At 62.1% G+C, this 18,569-nt stretch carries 21 protein-coding genes and 4 tRNA genes; 13 read left to right on the plus strand and 12 right to left on the minus strand.

Annotation, left to right across the window (positions count from 1 at the left end):
• Positions 1-49 precede the first annotated feature (49 nt).
• Positions 50-571, minus strand: coding sequence for a 50S ribosomal protein L10 (gene rplJ, locus BN9444_RS02030; protein WP_066509750.1), 522 nt, complete (start codon positions 569-571; stop codon positions 50-52).
• 374 nt (positions 572-945) lie between these two features.
• Between rplJ and BN9444_RS02035 the strand changes: the two genes are divergently transcribed.
• From BN9444_RS02035 to BN9444_RS14045, 5 genes are all read left to right on the plus strand, one after another.
• Positions 946-1,230 (plus strand): hypothetical protein, encoded by a 285-nt coding sequence (locus tag BN9444_RS02035; protein ID WP_068801350.1) that lies wholly within the window; start codon positions 946-948, stop codon positions 1,228-1,230.
• A 177-nt stretch (positions 1,231-1,407) separates the two neighbouring features.
• Positions 1,408-1,635 carry a YgaP family membrane protein gene (locus tag BN9444_RS02040; protein ID WP_233423533.1) on the plus strand — a complete coding sequence of 76 codons (228 nt, stop codon included), beginning with the start codon at positions 1,408-1,410 and terminating at the stop codon, positions 1,633-1,635.
• A 28-nt stretch (positions 1,636-1,663) separates the two neighbouring features.
• Positions 1,664-1,909 carry a hypothetical protein gene (locus tag BN9444_RS02045; protein WP_066489961.1) on the plus strand — a complete coding sequence of 82 codons (246 nt, stop codon included), beginning with the start codon at positions 1,664-1,666 and terminating at the stop codon, positions 1,907-1,909.
• 75 nt (positions 1,910-1,984) lie between these two features.
• Positions 1,985-2,452, plus strand: coding sequence for a hypothetical protein (locus BN9444_RS02050; protein WP_141681457.1), 468 nt, complete (start codon positions 1,985-1,987; stop codon positions 2,450-2,452).
• Positions 2,453-2,464: 12 nt separating this feature from the next.
• Entirely contained in the window at positions 2,465-2,803 is a 339-nt protein-coding gene (locus tag BN9444_RS14045) for a hypothetical protein (RefSeq protein ID WP_141681458.1), read from the plus strand.
• Between the two features lie 27 nt (positions 2,804-2,830).
• On the opposite strand, the gene BN9444_RS02060 is transcribed toward BN9444_RS14045, so the two are convergent.
• Both BN9444_RS02060 and BN9444_RS15505 read right to left on the minus strand, forming a co-directional pair.
• A complete protein-coding gene (locus BN9444_RS02060; protein ID WP_230384086.1) occupies positions 2,831-3,352 on the minus strand; it encodes a DUF1990 domain-containing protein in 522 nt (173 codons plus the stop codon).
• An 80-nt stretch (positions 3,353-3,432) separates the two neighbouring features.
• Positions 3,433-3,717, minus strand: coding sequence for a type I restriction-modification enzyme R subunit C-terminal domain-containing protein (locus tag BN9444_RS15505; RefSeq protein WP_353935760.1), 285 nt, complete (start codon positions 3,715-3,717; stop codon positions 3,433-3,435).
• A 476-nt stretch (positions 3,718-4,193) separates the two neighbouring features.
• Here BN9444_RS15505 and BN9444_RS02065 point away from each other — a divergent pair, with 476 nt between their 5' ends.
• A complete protein-coding gene (locus tag BN9444_RS02065; protein ID WP_066489943.1) occupies positions 4,194-5,966 on the plus strand; it encodes an RNA-binding domain-containing protein in 1,773 nt (590 codons plus the stop codon).
• A gap of 162 nt (positions 5,967-6,128) precedes the next feature.
• On the opposite strand, the gene rplA is transcribed toward BN9444_RS02065, so the two are convergent.
• The 7 genes from rplA to BN9444_RS02100 form a co-directional block, all read right to left on the minus strand.
• Complete coding sequence (gene rplA / locus BN9444_RS02070; RefSeq protein ID WP_068801352.1) at positions 6,129-6,833, minus strand: 50S ribosomal protein L1; 705 nt, start codon at positions 6,831-6,833, stop codon at positions 6,129-6,131.
• An 80-nt stretch (positions 6,834-6,913) separates the two neighbouring features.
• Positions 6,914-7,366 (minus strand): 50S ribosomal protein L11, encoded by a 453-nt coding sequence (rplK, locus tag BN9444_RS02075; protein ID WP_066489931.1) that lies wholly within the window; start codon positions 7,364-7,366, stop codon positions 6,914-6,916.
• 222 nt (positions 7,367-7,588) lie between these two features.
• Positions 7,589-8,485, minus strand: a complete 897-nt coding sequence (nusG, locus tag BN9444_RS02080) for a transcription termination/antitermination protein NusG (protein WP_068801353.1) — start codon at positions 8,483-8,485, stop codon at positions 7,589-7,591.
• Positions 8,486-8,593: 108 nt separating this feature from the next.
• Complete coding sequence (gene secE / locus BN9444_RS02085; RefSeq protein WP_066489927.1) at positions 8,594-8,923, minus strand: preprotein translocase subunit SecE; 330 nt, start codon at positions 8,921-8,923, stop codon at positions 8,594-8,596.
• 132 nt (positions 8,924-9,055) lie between these two features.
• A tRNA-Trp gene (locus BN9444_RS02090) sits at positions 9,056-9,128 on the minus strand.
• A 69-nt stretch (positions 9,129-9,197) separates the two neighbouring features.
• Positions 9,198-9,269: transfer RNA gene (locus tag BN9444_RS02095), tRNA-Met, on the minus strand.
• A gap of 51 nt (positions 9,270-9,320) precedes the next feature.
• Positions 9,321-9,396, minus strand: a tRNA-Thr gene (locus tag BN9444_RS02100).
• Between the two features lie 154 nt (positions 9,397-9,550).
• Between BN9444_RS02100 and BN9444_RS02105 the strand changes: the two genes are divergently transcribed.
• From BN9444_RS02105 to BN9444_RS02130, 6 genes are all read left to right on the plus strand, one after another.
• Complete coding sequence (locus tag BN9444_RS02105; protein WP_068801354.1) at positions 9,551-10,483, plus strand: sugar-binding transcriptional regulator; 933 nt, start codon at positions 9,551-9,553, stop codon at positions 10,481-10,483.
• 116 nt (positions 10,484-10,599) lie between these two features.
• A complete protein-coding gene (gene deoD / locus BN9444_RS02110; RefSeq protein ID WP_068801355.1) occupies positions 10,600-11,337 on the plus strand; it encodes a purine-nucleoside phosphorylase in 738 nt (245 codons plus the stop codon).
• Positions 11,338-11,360: 23 nt separating this feature from the next.
• Positions 11,361-12,719, plus strand: a complete 1,359-nt coding sequence (locus BN9444_RS02115; RefSeq protein ID WP_068801356.1) for an MFS transporter — start codon at positions 11,361-11,363, stop codon at positions 12,717-12,719.
• Complete coding sequence (gene deoC / locus BN9444_RS02120) at positions 12,712-13,377, plus strand: deoxyribose-phosphate aldolase (RefSeq protein ID WP_068801357.1); 666 nt, start codon at positions 12,712-12,714, stop codon at positions 13,375-13,377. Before BN9444_RS02115 ends, deoC begins: the two co-directional genes overlap by 8 nt.
• Before the next feature lies 1 nt (position 13,378).
• Positions 13,379-14,968: a phospho-sugar mutase gene (locus BN9444_RS02125; protein ID WP_068801358.1), complete on the plus strand. Its 1,590-nt coding sequence runs from the start codon at positions 13,379-13,381 to the stop codon at positions 14,966-14,968.
• A gap of 314 nt (positions 14,969-15,282) precedes the next feature.
• On the plus strand, positions 15,283-15,984 hold the full coding sequence (locus BN9444_RS02130) for a DUF1648 domain-containing protein (protein WP_084759221.1): 702 nt from the start codon (positions 15,283-15,285) through the stop codon (positions 15,982-15,984).
• A gap of 53 nt (positions 15,985-16,037) precedes the next feature.
• Here the strand turns inward: BN9444_RS02130 and BN9444_RS02135 are convergent.
• Positions 16,038-16,119: transfer RNA gene (locus tag BN9444_RS02135), tRNA-Tyr, on the minus strand.
• A 104-nt stretch (positions 16,120-16,223) separates the two neighbouring features.
• Positions 16,224-17,219: a polyprenyl synthetase family protein gene (locus BN9444_RS02140; RefSeq protein WP_066489904.1), complete on the minus strand. Its 996-nt coding sequence runs from the start codon at positions 17,217-17,219 to the stop codon at positions 16,224-16,226.
• 112 nt (positions 17,220-17,331) lie between these two features.
• Between BN9444_RS02140 and BN9444_RS02145 the strand changes: the two genes are divergently transcribed.
• On the plus strand, positions 17,332-18,567 hold the full coding sequence (locus BN9444_RS02145) for a geranylgeranyl reductase family protein (RefSeq protein ID WP_084759241.1): 1,236 nt from the start codon (positions 17,332-17,334) through the stop codon (positions 18,565-18,567).
• The last annotated feature ends 2 nt before the right edge of the window (positions 18,568-18,569 follow it).

An 18,569-nucleotide genomic window follows, 5' to 3' on the forward strand; every position in this document is an offset into this window, starting at 1 on the left:
GCGTTCCAAAGTGTGTGTGTTTTAATTGTGTGCGCGAGTATTCGCGACTTTAAGCCTCGGCAGCCTTCTTGTCCTGCAGGGCCGCAGCGGTGCGGACCATCTTGGTTGCAGGAGCGTTGAAGACTGCAGCAGCCTTTGCCATAGAACCCTTCATGGCACCAGCCAGCTTTGCGAGAGTGGTCTCGCGGTTGTCCAGCTCGGCGATGGCGTTGACCTGGTCGGCAGACAGTGCGTTGCCGTCCATGTAGCCACCCTTGACGACGAATGCCTTGTTATCATCAGCGAACTTCTTGATAACCTTAGCGGCATCCACTGCCTCGCCCTTAATGAACGCAATAGCGGTCGGGCCGGTCAGCAGCTCGTCAAGACCTTCGATGCCAGCTTCAGCGGCAGCGATCTTGAAGAGGGTGTTCTTGGCGACGGAGTACTCAACGTCAAAGCCGAGATTGTTACGCAGCTCCTGGAGCTGAGCAACGGTCAGACCACGGTACTCGGTGAGCACGACGGAGTTTGCACCCTCGAGCTTCTCCTTCAGAGTAGCCAGGTCAGCGGTATTCTTCGGGTTTGCCATTTTGTTCTCTCGCCTCCTTTCGAAACATCTCTTAATATTTTCCGCCGGAGCCTTTTGCACAAACAAAAAGCCCCGTGCAAGAGCACGAGGCGCACGGCTTTAAGGCCATGTATCGCAAGTGTCTCCTGCGTGGGCCGTCCCTTTAAGCGGGAACCTTCGGCCTATTTCTAGGCGACCAACGGTCTTCGGTGAAACTTGAGCTCGACCAATCGGTCGTTCAAACTTCTGGGATTACACTACACCCGCTGCTCAAAACAACAAAATCCCGTTCCGCTGAGCCTGCCGATGCCGCCTTTACTCCACCGCCGCTCCCGCCCTGCGCTGGGCTCGTTGGAGATCATTGTCCCTACACAACCTCATATCAAGAAGCCTCCATGGCCCATACTTCGTGCCGACTCCTCGGCGTCAAAGTCACCTGCGCAGTTACCGTGAGCACCGCCGGCATCGTGCTCGGCGTCGTGGGCGGACTGGCCGCTTACGCCCTCATCGCGACGGGTATTCGCTACCGCGATGAGAGTGCAACCACTGGCCAATATGCCATCGCAGCGACGTACACGAGCTCCGCTGCCAGCCAGGCTTTCACGCTGAGCGCGCTGCCAATCGTGAACCCGCAGGGATTCTGGTACTACATCCACAACATCCTCCCGCTGCGCACATGACACAGCGCAAGTTGCGCGCAACTGCGTTGCACGACAGGCGGACGGTTGACACCGCCAAGATCACATCTCATGTGGTTCCGCCCGTTCCTCCCGCGGCCTAATCTAGATGAAGAGGTTGTCTGTACAGCATCGTTTATGTAATTCCGGCGTCTCTTTCATTCTTTAACTCTTTCTTCTGTGAAAGGTCTCGTCATACAACGCAACGAGTCCATCACTGATCGCTCCGTACGCGGCGCAGGCGCCGTTGTCGCTTTCTTGCTTGCGTTCTTCGCAGTCAAGCCCAAGAGCCCAGCAGGAATCGCACTCATCGTCATGGGCACCATCCTCGGTGCCACCGCAGCACTGGGCTTCTGCCCGCTTTACAGGCTCTTTGGCCTCAACACCTGCCCCATCAATCAGCGTTAAACCCACCCCTCACGAAAGGCTCATTCTCATGCGACGCATCTCTCAAGCGCTTACCGCTACCATGCTGGCCACTGCACTCACGGTCTCATCGCCAGCGCTCGCGCATGCACAGACTGCCCCTGTTATCCAGTCCGTAGAGCTCAAGGCCGACAACGACGCAAGCTCAGCCGCCAAAGACACGGCCATCGGTATCGTTGCCGCCATTCTTTTCATCGGCGCGCTCTTTTTGGGCGCCCACGCGAATAACGCCATGCTCGCTCGCAACGCTCAGTAAATCTTCACGCTACAGCCGGTTCACCCAGCTGGCTCGACCACGTCTCTCCCATCTCGCATCTTTCAAGGACCTTCCATGTCACTTCATCTCCCCCGCCGTATCACACTGCTTGTAGCTGCAATGACCGCCACGGCAAGCCTCACCACCACCGTCGTAGCTCCGGCTCCGACAGCCATCGCAGTAGAGGCGCACGCATACGCCACCGTAGAGGCAGCCCAGACCGCCGCGCACCAGGAGGCAGGCACGTCGCCCCAGACTGACGGCAAGAAGTCGGATGAGAGCTCAGACGGAAGTTCCGAGGCCGGTGCCGTCATCGGTTATGTTCTCCTCGGCCTCGTTGTCATGGACGTCTCGCTTAGCGGTCTGGCCTACAACACGTGCTACGCCGGCAACCCCGATGCCCAGTGCGACATCAGGTCGCTCACCAGCAGCTTCATCGGCTCGAGTCTGCTTGGCGGCTATAGCCTCGTCTCGGGTCTCGCCACGATGGCCAATGACTCGCTCGCTGCCAGCTCCTCGCGTCTCGGACTCGGCGCGCGCTAAAAAGGACCCCGCATGCACTACTCCTCACGCTTCGTCACGGTCGCGACCGCCACAGCACTCGCATTAACCGTCCCCACGGCCACGGCCGACGACTCCTCCGAGAATTCCTCGAACGCCACAGGCACGCTGGGCATCCTCTCCGCAGGAGGCACTCTCATCGGAGTCATGCTGTCCTCAGTAAGCCGCCAATCCGCGTGTATGCAAGGCAACCAGGACGCCTGCGGTTCTTCCCTTTTAGAGCTAAGCTCGGCAGGCATGCCTCTCTCATCCGCAGCGATCAAGCCTGCTGTTGAGGGGATTGTCGCAGCCCGGGCACAACTGGAGAAACTCTCGTCCTCATTCCCACGCTGACGCGTGGCTCGAACCGCTGTCCCTTCGTTATTCCTGCTTCGCCATGCCCGCGAGATAGCGCCGGGTGATGAGGCTCTGAGCGGCTGCCGCGAGGTGCGGGGCCAGCCGCGCGAACCAGCGCTCGGGGCGGGAAAACGCGACACACCTGCCTACGACACTGCCATCGGCGCGATGCTCGATGAGGAACGCCTCTTCGCCACACTCGACGTGCCCGGGCAGCGTCCCGTAGACCAACGCGGTGCGCTGCGGCGTGCGCTCGACATGCAGAATGCGGCACGGCGAGAGCGTCGGACCCACGCGTAGCCACACCACGTCTGGGTCCACAGGATCGCGGCGCACGCGCACCCCGGCATATCGGTGCGCACGAAACTCAAGCAGGTTCGCACTCGCACGCTGGAAGCACTCCTCCCCTGTTCCCAGGACGCGTGACTCATCGACCGCACGCCACGACGCGTTAAGTCCGAGTTCCTCGCGCATCCCGCCGTCGGCGAGAGCTAGGCTCGATAGACGCAGATCAGGCGGATACGACATCGAAGATGTTGCTGCCATACCCACGAGTATCCCATACGAGATTAGACACTTTCGAGCTACGGCGTGCCGAACACGGTAGGAAAGTACAAACGCATCCATCAACTCAACGCACCTACGAAACCGCCTCCGCGCTGCGCGTTAGCTGGCGGATTCCCTGTCCGATGGCGCGCGCACCGCATTGTCCGGAAAATGTCGACCACGTTGCCATATTCATCAAACGGTGGACGCGTTAGCTCTGCTGTCTCAAGAACACCATTGCGCGCAATGTAACCCACCAGCAGATCCACGAATTGAATCTGCACAGAATTCAGCGTGGTATCTGCCGGCACGGCAGAACATTCAGCGCGCACGGCCGGTTCATCCATCCCCACGATTCCGCGCAAAAGCCTCCTATCGACTCATCGACATGAAAATCACGCAGTTGCTCAGCGCCGTCAACGTGGCAATCCACCACATCAATGGACTTGACCCCGTAGCCACGTGCCCCACCACAGATTCGAGCACGAAGCGCGCTTGGAACACGGAACCGCGCGGATTAGTGAGTGCATTTCACTCAACCAATCGGCAGTCGTTAAGCAGGTTCGGCCACACCACGCCGATAAAGCCGAAGTTGCTGGATCGGGGTGTTCCACCACTCATCGTCGCCACGGCGCTCCAGTTCCTCTCTACTAGTTCCGCATCTCATACTGCTTGGTTACAACCATTATGGTGTCTTTTCCGGCGAAAAGAACGCCATTTCACCATCCAACTCGATTTACAACCGTACTGAATTCGTACTGAATTTTCAGCACAATATTTCAGTCACATTTCAATCATATTTCAGTACGATTTCCGATCAAACTTGGGTACACTGCTCCCCATGAGCATCATCGACGTCCCAGAACTCATTGCGCTCCTCCGCGATACGCAAAATGATACGTGGAATGTCGAGGCCAAAGAAGCCTCTCACCAGATTCCCGAATCAATTGACGAGACTCTCTGCGCCTTCGCCAATATGCCAGACGGCGGCACACTCATCCTCGGGGTCGCTGAAAATGGTGGCGCTTTTGATGTCACTGGAGTCTGGGATCCGAAAGCCGCACAGTCCGCAATCGCTTCAAAGGCCCGCGAGCGAATCACGCCGCCCTTGCAACTCGGTGCAGTTGAGGTGACCATCGTGGAGGGGAAACCCGTCGTTGCTGCGATTGTTCCTCCCCAGCCTTCAGAGCATCGTCCCTTCCGCGTCGGTAAGTTTGGCAAGGCCTACATTCGTTCCGGCGACGGCGACTACGACTTATCGCCTCAAGAAGAGCTTTTCTTGGTCGGTGAGCGGCAGCAACCACACGCGGATCGCACACCAGTCGAGGGGGCCACGGTTCAACACGACTTGGTAGACGACCTGCTCCAGCAATACCTCAGCGCGAAAAAGCGTGACTCTCGCCGGCTGCGTGACCTCGACGAACGCACGCTCCACATCCGCACCAACGTTATTGACCCGGACACTGGTTTCGTCACGACTGCAGCCCTTTACGCCTTCGGCGAGCAGCCGCAGCAGTTCCTACCCAACCTCGTGGTCAAAGCTCGCGCCATCAATCCCCAGGTCGACACTGCTCAACGGCTCACCGATCGTCGCGAATTCACGGGTCCCGTACCGGACCTCCTTGACTCGGCAAGGGAATGGGTCTCTGCGCAGCTACGCGTCGGAGTAACCTTCCGCGATGGCAACGGGATCGATGTACCTGAGCTCCCTCCGATCGCCATTCGCGAGATCATCGCCAATGCCCTGGTTCACCGCGATCTTTCCGCTGCAAGTTACGGCATGTATACGCAGCTCATCAAGCAGCCCACCAAGCTCATTGTGGAAAGCCCCGGCGGATTGTGGGGCATCACCAAAAATCAGCTCGGCTACACCTCCCCTCGCGCCCGTAACGCGATCCTCTATTCCATGTGCGCCGCCCTCACAACCGACAATGGATACCGCGTTATCGAGGCTCAAGCTACTGGCATTCCTGCAGCTCGTGCCGCCCTTGCAGAGGCTTTCCTCCCCGCCCCGCACTTCGACGATCAGATTACTAAGTTCACCGCTATTCTCACCTCTTCGTCACTTCTCAGCGATACCGACCTTCGTTGGCTTGGGCAGCTCCCCGGCTCAGACACCCTATCCGTCGCTCAAAAGCACGCTCTCATCGCTATGCGTCACGGCGAGGAGATCACCAATAGCAGCTATCGAAGCGCCTTCCCCATGGACTCCGTTAATGCCCGCGCCGAGCTTCAGCAATTGGTGAAATACGGGCTTGCCGATGCCGCCGGCTCTGGCCGTGGCACCACCTACAGGGCCCCATCCGACAATGACGAAGCCCTAATCGAAACCGTGGCTTCCGGTGCCGCTCAGGCTGCCGCAGCTTCCGCCGACGACCATGCCAAGCGCAGCACATACCTGTCTGCAGCCGAGAAAGACAAGCGCATCTTGACAGCGTTACGTGCCGCGCAGCACGGGCTCACGCGCAAAGAGCTGGAGCGCGAAACAGGCCTAACTCGAGGGCAAATCAATCCGAGAATTGCAAAATTGAGCGAGAAAGAAATGATACGTAAGACGCCATCCAAATCCGACTCACGCTCCCAGATTTACTCCATTGGTCCAAGAGAATTTTAGAATACCAGTTTGGGCCTTCCCTCTAGTCATCGATAAGCACTTGAGGTCCTGACTGCATGGCATGGTTGCGGGCCTTCGGCTAGCGGGGGCATCGGCAAGCTCATACACAAACGCCCAGCCACCGTGAGGTGACTGGGCGCTTAAAAGAAGTGCGCTTAGAAATTAAGCGGTGTAATCCTTGGTGACGGACGCGTCGACCGGGATGCCCGGGCCGGAGGTCGTGGTCATGGTGACCTTCTTGACGTAGATGCCCTTGGAGGAGGACGGCTTCAGACGCAGGATCTCGTCGTAGAGAGCGCCGTAGTTCTCAGCCAGCTTCTCGGCGTCGAAGGATGCCTTGCCGATGATGGCATGCAGGTTGGAAGCCTTCTCCACACGGAAGGAGATCTTGCCGCCCTTGACGTCGGCGACAGCCTTGGTGACGTCAGCGGTAACGGTGCCGGTCTTCGGGTTCGGCATGAGACCACGCGGGCCGAGGACGCGGGCCACGCGGCCCACCTTGGCCATCTGGTCCGGGGTAGCGATGGCGACATCGAAGTCGATGTGGCCCTCGTTGATGGCCTCGATCAGCTCGGCGGTACCGACGATGTCGGCGCCAGCAGCCTTGGCCTCATCAGCCTTCGGGCCCTCGGCAAAGACGGCCACGCGGACGTCCTTACCGGTGCCGTTCGGCAGGGAGACGGTGCCGCGAACGAGCTGGTCAGCCTTGCGCGGGTCAACGCCGAGGCGGAAGACGACGTCAACGGTGGCGTCGTAGTTCTTGGAGGAGGTCTCCTTGGCCAGCCTCGCGGCCTCGAGCGGGGAGTACAGGCGGGACTTGTCGACCAGTTCGGCCGCAGCCTTGTAAGCCTTAGAGTTGGTGCTCATTTAAGCAATTCCTTTTCGTGGATTGTTGTGGTCTGTGCGGGCCGAAAGCTGGCCCTGCCACATGAAGTTGTTGGAGGTTTTTACTGCGGCATGTCGGCCGGAGCACCCTCGACGGTAATACCCATGGAGCGGGCGGTACCGGCGATGATGCGGGCAGCGTTCTCGATGTCGCGAGCGTTGAGGTCCTCGAACTTGGTCTGGCCGATCTCCTTGCACTGATCCCAGGTCACAGAAGCAACCTTGGTGGTGTGCGGGGTGCCGGAGCCCTTCTTCACGCCTGCGGCCTTGAGCAGCAGCTTGGCTGCCGGCGGGGTCTTCAGCTTGAAATCGAAGGAGCGATCCTCGTAGACGGTAATCTCAACCGGGACCACGTTGCCGCGCTGGGATTCCGTTGCAGCGTTGTACGCCTTGCAGAATTCCATGATGTTGACGCCGTGGGCACCCAGTGCCGGGCCGACCGGCGGAGCCGGGTTAGCGGCGCCAGCTTCGATCTGCAGCTTGATGAAGCCAGTAACCTTCTTCTTCGGAGCCATCGAATTACCTCAATTCCTGTGTTACCGGCACCCGCCACGATGAATAACGGGCACCGTCCGGATGCCTGCTTTCGCAGGCCACCGGGGATAAACGATTTACTACGCGCGCAAAAAGCGCACGGTGTTCCATTTTAGAACACCGTGCGCCTGGGACAAAATCGCGTTTGCGCAGGTCGCCGCTTACGCGGCGAGAGTCAAACGAGAGCTCGCTTCCGGACTCGCTTAGGAGATGCGCTCGATTTCGTTCGGGGAGAGCTCGACCGGGGTCTCGCGACCGAAGATGGACACGAGGCCCTGCATCTTGCCGGTCTCCGGGTCGATCTCGGAGATAGTCGCGGAAACCGAAGCCAGTGGACCAGCCAGGATGGTGACGGCCTCGCCCACCTGGAAGTCGTGGTTGAGCTTCGGCGCAGCCTTCTCCTCCGGCATGGCGATGACCTGCTCGCCGTCGGCGGTGGCGGCAGCGGCCTCGCCGGTCGTAGTCGGAGCGACCTGCGGCATGAGGAACTTGGCTACGTCGCGCGGCTTGACCGGGGTGGCGTTGCCCTCGTTGCCCACGAAAGAGGTGACACCCGGGGTGTCGCGAACGACGGACCAAACAGCGTCGTTGATATCCATGCGGACGAGGACGTAACCCGGCAGCAGCTTGTGCTTGACGATCTTCTTCTTGCCGTCCTTGAGCTCCATGCGCTGCTCGATAGGAACGACAACCTCGTAGAGGGAGTCCTCGACCTCAAGGGTCTGGGCACGCATGTCGAGGTTGGTCTTCACCTTGTTCTCGTAACCCGAGTAGCACTGGATGATGTACCACTGGCCCGGCTGCTTTTTCAGCTCGCGGGTGAACGCACGCAGGCGCGTCTTGTACTCGCTGTCGTCCTCAGCGGCAGCCTCGGCGCCGACGGCTGCGGCTGCCTCCTCGGCGGTAGCGGGGGCATCGGCAGCCTCAGCGGGCGCCTCGGCGTCTGCGGACTCTGCAGCTTCAGCGGCCTCGGCAGCTTCTGCCTCAGCGGCGGCCTGGGCCTGGGCGGTCTGGGCCTGGGCGGCCTGCAGATCGTCTTCGAAGCTCGTGCTCTCCGTAGTGGTTTCAGCAGTGTTGTCGGTGGTGTTCTCTTCGCTCATGGGGTGAGTCTCTCCTCTGCGTGCGGGCGTGTACTGCCCAGGGTAATGAATAATCCCGCCGTCCGGACCGGACAGCGGGATGATGAAGTCACTATGCAAGCAGTCTACCTAAGGGGCAAGGACTGCTTCAACTCCCAGGCCGGTGAGCGAATCCACGCCCCACACAAGCGCCGTGAGAACGATGAGGAAGAGGAAGGTAATGAGCGTGTACTGCACCATTTCCTTCGCCGTGGGCCACACGACTTTCTTCATCTCAGAAACGACTTCGCCTGGGAACGCGGCGACGCCGCCGCCCGGCTTTTCGTCCTTCTCCGCCGCGGCGCGCTCCACGCGCTTGTTCTCATAAGCGGCAGAGGACGTGGTCGTCGCCGCGCCGGAGAGCTGGCGCTTGCCGGTCGGGCGGGCTGCGCCGGACTGCGGCTGCTGCTCATCACTCATGGGTGAGATGTCCTCCTGGATTGAAAACCTATAACTTTGTCAACTCTAGCAAAGCTGATAGGAGCGTGAATAATTCCGCGCGGTCAATAAAAAGCAAAGAACCCGGCGCGTGGCCGGGTTCTTTGCGTTCTGCAGGGGCGACAGGACTCGAACCTGCAACCTACGGTTTTGGAGACCGTTGCGCTACCAATTGCGCCACGCCCCTCTGGGCTTGTAGAAGTTGACTCTAGCAGAGCCCATGGCCCCTGCCCCCGCGTGCGGGGAAAGAAACCTGTAGCGATGGCGAGAATTGAACTCGCGACACAGCGATTATGAGTCGCTTGCTCTACCACTGAGCTACACCGCCATATTCACTTAGAACTCCACGCCCTGGGCCCGGATGAACCCTAGACATGAATGGAGCCCCCTGACAGAATCGAACTGTCGACCTTTTCCTTACCATGGAAACGCTCTGCCGACTGAGCTAAGGGGGCACATCCTCGCCGTTGAAGCTGTGCGATATTTCGCGTGCTCTCCGTTGCGGACTTAGAAAGAGTAACCCACTTTCTTCTCGTTACACAAATCCGCTGTACAGGACGGAAAATATCGGTTTTTAGCCGCCTGTATGCGGTGTGCTTGAATGGATTTATGTTGGATGACAAAGACCGGCAATCAATCGACGCGGCGAAGCTCTATTACGGTTCCGGCCTCTCCCAGGCCGAGGTTGCCGCACGCCTGGGCTTGTCCCGCCCCACCGTCTCCAAACTGTTGGGCCACGCGCTCGAGCGCGGCTTTGTCACCATCACCATCCACGATCCCCGCGAGCGTTCTGACGAACTCGTCGCCCAGCTCACCGCGCGCTTTAAGCTTGCCGATGCCCGCGTGGTCACCACCCCAGCCGGCGGCACCCTCCTCACGGACCTGGGCAGCGCCGGCGCCACGCTCCTCGAGGAACTCGTCCACGACGGCATGACGGTGGGCCTGTCCTGGGGCACGACGATGTGCGCCGTCTCGGAGCATTTGCGCCAGCTACCCCTCCAGGGCGTGCGCGTGGTGCAGCTCAAGGGCGGGCACTCCCACTCGGAACGTTCGACACGCGACATGGAGACCATGCGCGCTTTCGCCCGCGCCTTCAACGCAACGACGGAGCTCCTCCCGCTGCCCGTGATCTTCGACTCCGCAGAAGCCAAGGACTGGGTGACGCGCGACCGTCACATCGCGAGCGTCCTCGAGCTGGGCCGCAGCGTGGACCTTGCCGTCTTTACCGCCGGCGCCATCGCCCCCGAGTCGCTCGCGCTCAACCTGGGCTATCTCTCCGCCGCGGAGACGCAGGAGATCTTGGACCACGCCGTGGGCGACGTGTGCTCGCGCTTCTTCACGCGCACCGGGAACATCGCGGCGTCTGACGTCGACGCACGCACCGTGGGCATCACGCTCGCCGATCTCAAGGGCCGGCCCACCCGCGTACTCGTGGCCGGCGGCGCCGAAAAAGCCCAGGCCATCCGCGTTGCCTTGGAGATGGGACTGGCCACCCACCTCGTCATCGATCATCAGACGGCGCAACGGGTGCTCGACCTGTGACGCACACGCTGCACAACTGTCAATTTAGCTATTGACATTCGTTCTCCACGGTCTAGGCTTGAGGGTGACAGTACTTCTACTTCACCCCGCGTGATCGACTCAAGGAGACACACATCATGGCCGCTTTGCACAGCACCGAAGGTCTTTCCACCCCGCACATCAACCCCAAGGGCGTCGACATCGCAGACACCATTCTGCTGCCCGGCGATCCCCTCCGTGCCAAGTTCATCGCAGACACCTTCCTCGAAGACGTCGTCCAGTTCAACGAGGTCCGCAACATCCTGGGCTTTACCGGCACCTACCAGGGCACGCCGGTCTCCGTCATGGGCACCGGCATGGGCATGCCCTCCATCGGCATTTACTCCTGGGAACTCATCCACACTTTCGGCGTGAAGAACCTCGTCCGCGTCGGTTCCATCGGCGCCATGCAGGAAAACATCGACCTCCACGACGTCATCGTCGCCGCCTCCGTCTCCACCGATTCCAACTTCCTGTCGCAGTACAACCTGCCCGGCACCTGGGCGCCCACCGCCTCGTGGCGCCTGCTCAAGGGCCTCGTCGATGAGGCCGAGCGCCAGGACGCCCGCATCCACGTGGGCAACATCTTGAGCTCCGACATTTTCTACAACTTTGACGACTCCGTCAACGCCCGCTGGGCCGCCATGGGTGTCCTCGGCGTCGAGATGGAATCCGCCGCCCTCTACGCCACCGCCGCCGAAGCCGGCGTCGACGCCCTCGGCCTCTTCACCGTCTCGGACAATCTCGTCTCCAACACGCACCTGTCCGCCGAGGAGCGCCAGACGGCCTTCCACACGATGATGAAGCTCGCCCTCCCGCTCGCAGCCCTCTCCTAGCCTTCCGCCTTCAAGGGAAAACCATGTCCAACGTGCAAACCACCCCGGACGGCACTCGGGTCAATCCCAAGGCCGCCGTCCCCATCCTGCTCTTTGTCTTCGTCTTCTCGCTCGTCATTGACAACGGCTTTAAGACGATGACCATGCCCATGGCTGCGGGCCTGGGCATCTCCGATAACACCGCGAGCCTCCAGGCCTCGCTCGCCGGCGTCATCATCGGCATCGGCGCCGTCGTCTACTCGGCGCTCGCGGACTCCATCTCCATCCGCAAGCTCATGCTCACCGGCGTCATCCTCATCGCCGTGGGCTCGGCCATCGGCTTTATCTTCTCCGGCTCGTGGCCCATGGTCCTTGCCGGCCGCCTCATCCAGACCACCGGCCTCGCCGCGGCGGAGACTCTCTACGTCATCTACGTCACCAAGCACCTGAGCGAAGACGACCAGAAGACCTACCTCGGTTTCTCCACCGCCGCTTTCCAGGCCGGCCTGCTCATCGGCGCGCTGACCTCCGGCTTCGTGTCCACGTATATCTCGTGGACCGCGATGTTCCTCATCCCGCTCGTCCTCCTGCTCACCATCCCGCCGATCATCAAGATGGTTCCGGAGGACGAGGCCGTGGAGGGCCACCTCGATGCCCTCGGCCTGTTCTACATCGCGCTGTTCGCGACCTCGCTCATCATGTTCACCCAGGCGTTCAAGCCCCTGTGGCTCATCCCCACCGTGCTGGGCGTCGTCCTCTTTGCCATCCACATCCGCCGCGCACACTACCCGGTCGTAACCACGGAGTTCTTCACCAACGGCCGCTACATCTGGACCATCGTCATGGTCTTCTTCGTCTACTCCACGCAGATGGGTTACATCTTCCTGCTGCCCTACGCGGCCCAGGATTACCACGGTCTGAGCATTGACGAAGCCAGCCTGCTCATGATCCCGGGCTACGTGTGCGCCATCCTCGTGGGCATCTTCTCCGGCAAGATCGGCCACGTCATATCCTCGCGCGCCACGGTGTACACCGGCATGGCCATGATCATCGGCTCGCTCATCGTCAATGCTCTTTTCGCCCACGCCCATATCGCGGTCCTCGTCGTTACCACCATCGCGTTCGCCTCCGGCTTCGCGCTGCAGTACGCGCCGCTGGTCAACACGGCTCTGCGCAACATCACCGCGCAGAAGTCCGGCATCGCCATCGGTTTCTACAACCTCACCATCAACATCGCCATACCGCTGGGCATCGCGTACACCGCGAAGCTGCTCGATGCGACCGAGGGCTACACCACCGCGCTGTGGGTGCTCTCTGCCGTCGCCGCCCTCGGCGCCATCATCTACGTCCTCAGCGACCAGGCTATGGCTAAAAACGAATCTAAGGAGTCCCTCCATGTCTAACCAGATTGCACAGCTCATCGACCACACCCTCCTCAAGCCCGAGGCCACCGCGGACCAGGTCAAGGACCTCATCAAGGAGGCCGCCGAGCTCGGCACCTACTCCGTGTGCATCTCGCCCTCCCAGCTGCCCGTTGAGGTCCCCGAGGGCCTCCACGTCGCCACCGTCGTCGGCTTCCCGTCCGGCGCCGTGAAGTCCGAGATCAAGGCCGCCGAGGCTGCCCGCGCCGTCCAGGACGGCGCCGAGGAAGTCGACATGGTCATCAACATTCCGCTCGCCGTCGAGGGCCGCTTCGACGAGCTGCAGGCCGATATCCAGGCCGTGCGCGACGCCATCCCCGGTAAGGTCCTCAAGGTCATCCTCGAAACCGCCGCGCTTTCCGATGCCGCCATTGAGGGCGCTTGCCGCGCCGCCGAGGCCGCAGGGGCCGACTTCGTGAAGACCTCCACCGGCTTCCACCCGGCCGGTGGTGCCAGCGTTCACGCCATCGAGATCATGCAGGCCACCGTGGGCGGCCGCCTGGGTATTAAGGCTTCCGGTGGTATCCGCACGGCTGCCGATGCCCTCGCCATGGTCAACGCCGGTGCCACCCGCCTGGGCCTGTCCGCGTCGAAGAAGATCCTCACAGAATTCGCAACACAGGACGCACAGGAGGCATAAAATGCCCATCTCCGAAGAGCTTCTCACCACCGCCTGCACCTGGGCCGAGCACGACCCGGACCCGGAAACCCGCGACCAGATCAACGCGTGGATCGCTGCCGAAGACGCTGAGGCTCTCGCCGCCGCCTTCGCCGGTCCCCTCACCTTCGGAACCGCCGGCCTGCGCGCCGCCGTGGGCGCGGGCGAGTCCCGCATGAACCGCGCCGTCGTCATCCGCACGACCCACGGCCTCGTGACGTGGCTCAAGAACCAGGTCGACACTCCTAAGGTCGTCATCGGCTGCGATGCTCGCCACGGCTCCGCACAGTTCCAGCAGGACGCCGCCGAGGTCATCTCCGCCGCGGGCGGCCAAGCCCTCGTCCTCCCCGCGAAGAACCCGACGCCGCTCACAGCCTTTACGGTCAAGGCGCTCGGCGCCGACGCCGGCATCATGGTCACCGCCTCGCACAACCCGCCAGCGGATAACGGCTACAAGGTCTACCTTGGTGGCCGCGTCGCCACCGGTGACGCGGAGGGCGTCCAGCTCGTCTCCCCCGCCGACACGGAGATCGCCGCCGCCATCGCCGCGGCGCCCTGTGCGGACGAGGTCGCCCGCGACGACGCCCGCATCGAGCACGTCGACACGCGCGCTGAATACCTCGCTCGTGCCGCCATGCTCGTCGGCCCCAACACGGATGTCACCATCGCACTCACCGCCATGCACGGCGTCGGCGCGACCCTCGGCGAGGCGCTGCTCACCCGGTGCGGATTCACTGTCTCCCTCGTGCCCGAGCAGGCCGAGCCGGACCCAGACTTCCCGACGGTCTCCTTCCCGAACCCCGAGGAGCCCGGCGCCCTCGACTTGGGCAAGGCACACGCGAAGAAGATCGGTGCCGACATCCTCATCGCCTACGACCCGGACGCTGACCGCTGCGCGGCTGCGGTTCCCGACGCCGCCGCCGAGGGCGGCTGGCGGCAGCTCACCGGCGACGAGACTGGCGCCCTCCTGGGCGATTACCTCGCCCGCCGCGGCGTCCCCGAAGGCGCCTCGTTCGCCAACTCGCTCGTGTCGTCCCGCCTGCTTGGCCGTGTCGCCGCGCATTACGGCATCCACCACGAGGAAACTCTCACGGGCTTCAAGTGGATCGCCCGCACGCCGAGCCTCGCGTTCGGTTACGAGGAAGCCATCGGGTTCTGCCCCGACCCGCAGGCCGTGCGCGACAAGGACGGCATAGCGACTTCTGTCGTGCTCGCCAGCCTCGCCGCCGAATGCAAGACCGCCGGCATCACGTTGCTCGACCGTCTCGCCGAGATTCACGAGACCGTGGGGGCACTCTACACGCAGCCGCTCACCTTCCGCGTCGAGGATCTCAGCATCATCTCCACCGCGATGGAGAAGGTTTCCACGACCCCGCCCACCGAGCTGGCCGGCTCCCCCATCGCCAAGGTCGAGAAGTTCGCCCAGGGTTCGAAGTTCTTCACGGAGAACGATGACCGTGTCATCGTCCGCCCGTCCGGCACCGAGCCCAAGCTCAAGTGCTACCTCGAGTCCCCCGACCGCGAGCGCCTCGACGCCATCGCCGCAGATCTGCGCGAGTACTTCGGCATCTAACGTCCTCGCATAAAATCCCCGGCTCTCGCCGGGGATTTTATGCGTCTAGGTCGCTCGTCAACTCCGAAATCCATTGCCGGGCCTCGGCTAAGCACTAAAGCGTTGAGCTCATCACGGAGTTCGGTATCAACGCGGATAGTCGTCATAGTCATACAAAAGTATGACTCTGTCCCAGGTGATCGTCAATACGGTGTCATTATGTGTTGTCGTTGAAGTAGTCATGCCCCATTAGACTGAGCTTCGACGCCACAGGTTTCCGCCCTCGTAAGCCCGCTCTCACCCCACACCGTCGACGGCGCATTCCCGGAGGAAATATGAATTCACACCGTACAGCCTGGGCGTGGGTGCTCGCGACAGCCGCCCTCGCCCTCGCCGCCGGGCTAGCCATCGTCCTAGGCTGGGATGCGCTGCCTGACCCGCTCCCCCAGCACTTCAACGGGAGGGGCGAACCGGATGCGTGGATGGCCAAGACCTATCGCAACGCCGTAGGCATGGCGGTTCTCGTGCCCGCCATCCTCACCGTGGTCTCCGCAGGTGCCCTCGCGCTCACACAGCAAGCTGCACAGTCCGCAGAAGACTCCTACCCGAAACCTGACCCGGTCGATCTCGCCCGCACGCGCACCCAGACCGCGCTCCTTTTACCGGTGATAGCGCGCTGGATGTTCGCTCTCGCCGCCATATGCACATCCGCCATCATGGCTGGACTCTTCGGCATTGGCAGCGCTCCTTTCAGCATGCCAGCCTTGCTCTTCGCGATCGTAGCGCTATGCGGATGGTTGCTCTGGGATATCAAGTCCATCAACGATCGTCTCGATACCGATTACCCCACCGCGCAGATGACTGGGAAGATGAAGTGGGGAATGCTCTACTACGACCCCGCCGAGCCGCACGCGATGGTGCCCCACCCCAACGGTTCGTCCTCACTCAATTTTGCCCAGAAGAAAGCATGGTGGCTGCTCGCCGCGTTGCTTGCCCCAACGGCGTTCATACTTGTTCTCGTCATCGTCGCGGCGTGAGCGAACACGCAGAAACCCCGCGCCTTCCTGATGGAAAGCGCGGGGTTTGTCTGTGCCAGGTAGAAGATTCGAACTTCTGAAGGCAATGCCGGCGGATTTACAGTCCGCTCCCTTTGGCCGCTCGGGCAACCTGGCGTGCACCTTGCGGTGCGAGAGATAACTTTACTAAGTGCTGGGACGTTCGCCAAATCGGCAGGGTATCTGCCATTTCAATGCGTCTCCGCTGCGCTTTCAGCAACCTAGCCCACGCGCTTGACGGTGTACTCCGCCAGCTGGCGCAGCGCTGCGGTAGCGGAATTCTGCGGCAGCGAATCGAGCTCGTGCTCCACCTCGTCGAGGTAACCCTGCACGGCGTCGAGCGCCTGCTGGCGTCCCGTGGAGGCATGGAGGAGCTCCAGGGCGCGGTCCACGGCGGCATCGGAAGTCAGCGGACCCGTAAGCAGACCACGCAACTCCTCACCCACCGGGGTGTCTTCCTCGAGCGCGTAGAGCACCGGCAGGGTGAACACGCCCTCGCGCAGGTCCGTGCCCGGGGTCTTACCGGAGTCCTTCGGATCGGAGAAGATGTCAATGATGTCGTCGACGATCTGGAAAATCATGCCCACGAGCGAGCCGATCTTGTGCAGCGCGGTGGCATGCTCCAGAGTGGCACCCGAGTGGTAGGCGCCAAGGTAGGCCGCCGAGGCGATAAGAACGGCGGTCTTCTCACGGATGACGGCCGTGTAGTGCTCGATGGCGTTGGCCTCGCCCGCGCCGATGGTCTCACGCATCTGGCCGGTGACGAGTTCCTCGAAGGTATCCGCGAAGTGCGCCACCGTGTGGGTGTCGAGCTGCGACATGAGGCGCGAGGCGTGCGCGAGCAGCGCGTCGCCAGCGAGGATAGCCACGGAATTCGACCACCGGGAGTTCGCGGACTGCACGCCACGGCGGCGGTCAGCCTCGTCCATGACATCGTCGTGATAGAGCGTTGCCACGTGGACCATCTCCACCGACGTCGCCGCAGTAATGACGTCCGGGCACCCCGGACGCTCGCCATACTCGGAAGCCAGCAGCGCCATCATGGGACGGAAACGCTTGCCGCCAGCGGCGGTAAGATGCAGAGCTTTCTCGCTCACAAAGCTCTCGCCGCGGTCGATCTCCTTATACAGGCGAGCTTCCACAGCAGCGACGCCTTCGGCCACACGCGCGGTAAGCTGCGGGTCACCCAGGTCCACGGTGTTGTCGCCGTTGCTCATATCTGTAATGGTCCTTTTGTGGCAGTCGTTGACGTCAATAATCTCCTACTAACCTAGTCCACTCGCAGGGGTTAGACATAGTTGAGGTGCTCGCTCTGCCACAATGGGTTCCATGCCCCAGCTTTTTGATGTAGCAATCGTCGGCTCCGGTCCTGCTGGCGCGGCGGCCGCCATCCACGCCGCCCGCGCCGGACACTCGGTGGCGCTCCTCGATTCCGCCGAATTCCCCCGCGATAAGACCTGCGGCGATGGACTTACCCCGCGCGCTATGCATCAACTGGATCTCCTCGGCATCAAGGTCAACCCGAGCTACCGCAACCACGGCCTCAAACTCCACGGCTACGGCGGCTCCGTCACGGCGCCCTGGCCCGACACGTACCCGACGAACGAGGGCACTGCGCTTCCCCGTCACGAGTTCGACGCGCTCCTCGTACGTGAGGCCGTCGCCGCCGGAGCAACACTGATCCACGGCACGGCCACCGCGCCTGAGCTGGCCGGAAACCGGATCGTCAGTTTTTCTGTCGTTGATGGGTCGGGCGCCACGGACACCATGAAAGCCCGCTGGATCATCGTCGCCGACGGCGTGCGCTCCACCTTCGGCAAGCAGCTCGGCCGCACGTGGCACAAAGACGAGGTGTACGGCATCGCGGCGCGCTCGTATTCCTCTTCCCCTCGCGCCAGCGAGGGCTGGATGCACTCGCACGTCGAGCTCAAGGACGCCGACGGCGTAGTCCAGCCCGGCTACGGCTGGATCTTCCCGCTGGGCGCGGAGCTCGGCCAAGTCAATATCGGCTTAGGCGCGCTGTCCACAAAGTCCCGCCCCGCGAAGATCAACACCAAGAAGCTCCTGGAGACCTACGCCGCGCAACAGCGCGCCGAGTGGGGTCTGGGACCGGTAGAAAAGGTGGCATCGGCAGCGTTGCCCATGGGCGGTGCCGTAAGCACCGTCGCGGGTGCGAACTGGATGCTCATCGGCGACGCCGCCGCGTGCGTCAACCCACTCAACGGCGAGGGCATCGACTACGGGCTGGAGACCGCCGCCATGGCCGTCTCCCTTTTGGGAGGAAAGGACTTCACGCTCGTGTGGCCGGACCGCCTGCGCGCTGCCTACGGCGAGGCTTTCGTGCTCGCCCGCACCGCCGCACGGCTGCTCACGTACCCGCAGTTCCTCCCCGTCGCGGGCCCTGTCGCCCTGCGCGGACCCGTGGGCCGCATGCTCATGCCCGCTGCGGCGCGGCTCATGGGCAACCTCATCACGGACGAGGACCGCGATCTCATCGCGCGCGCCTGGAAACTGGCGGGTCACGGCGTGGCGTGGGCGCGCCGTGACACCCCACTGTGGTCTTAAGG

It is taken from the genome of Corynebacterium phoceense, assembly GCF_900092335.1.
Classification (GTDB): domain Bacteria; phylum Actinomycetota; class Actinomycetes; order Mycobacteriales; family Mycobacteriaceae; genus Corynebacterium; species Corynebacterium phoceense.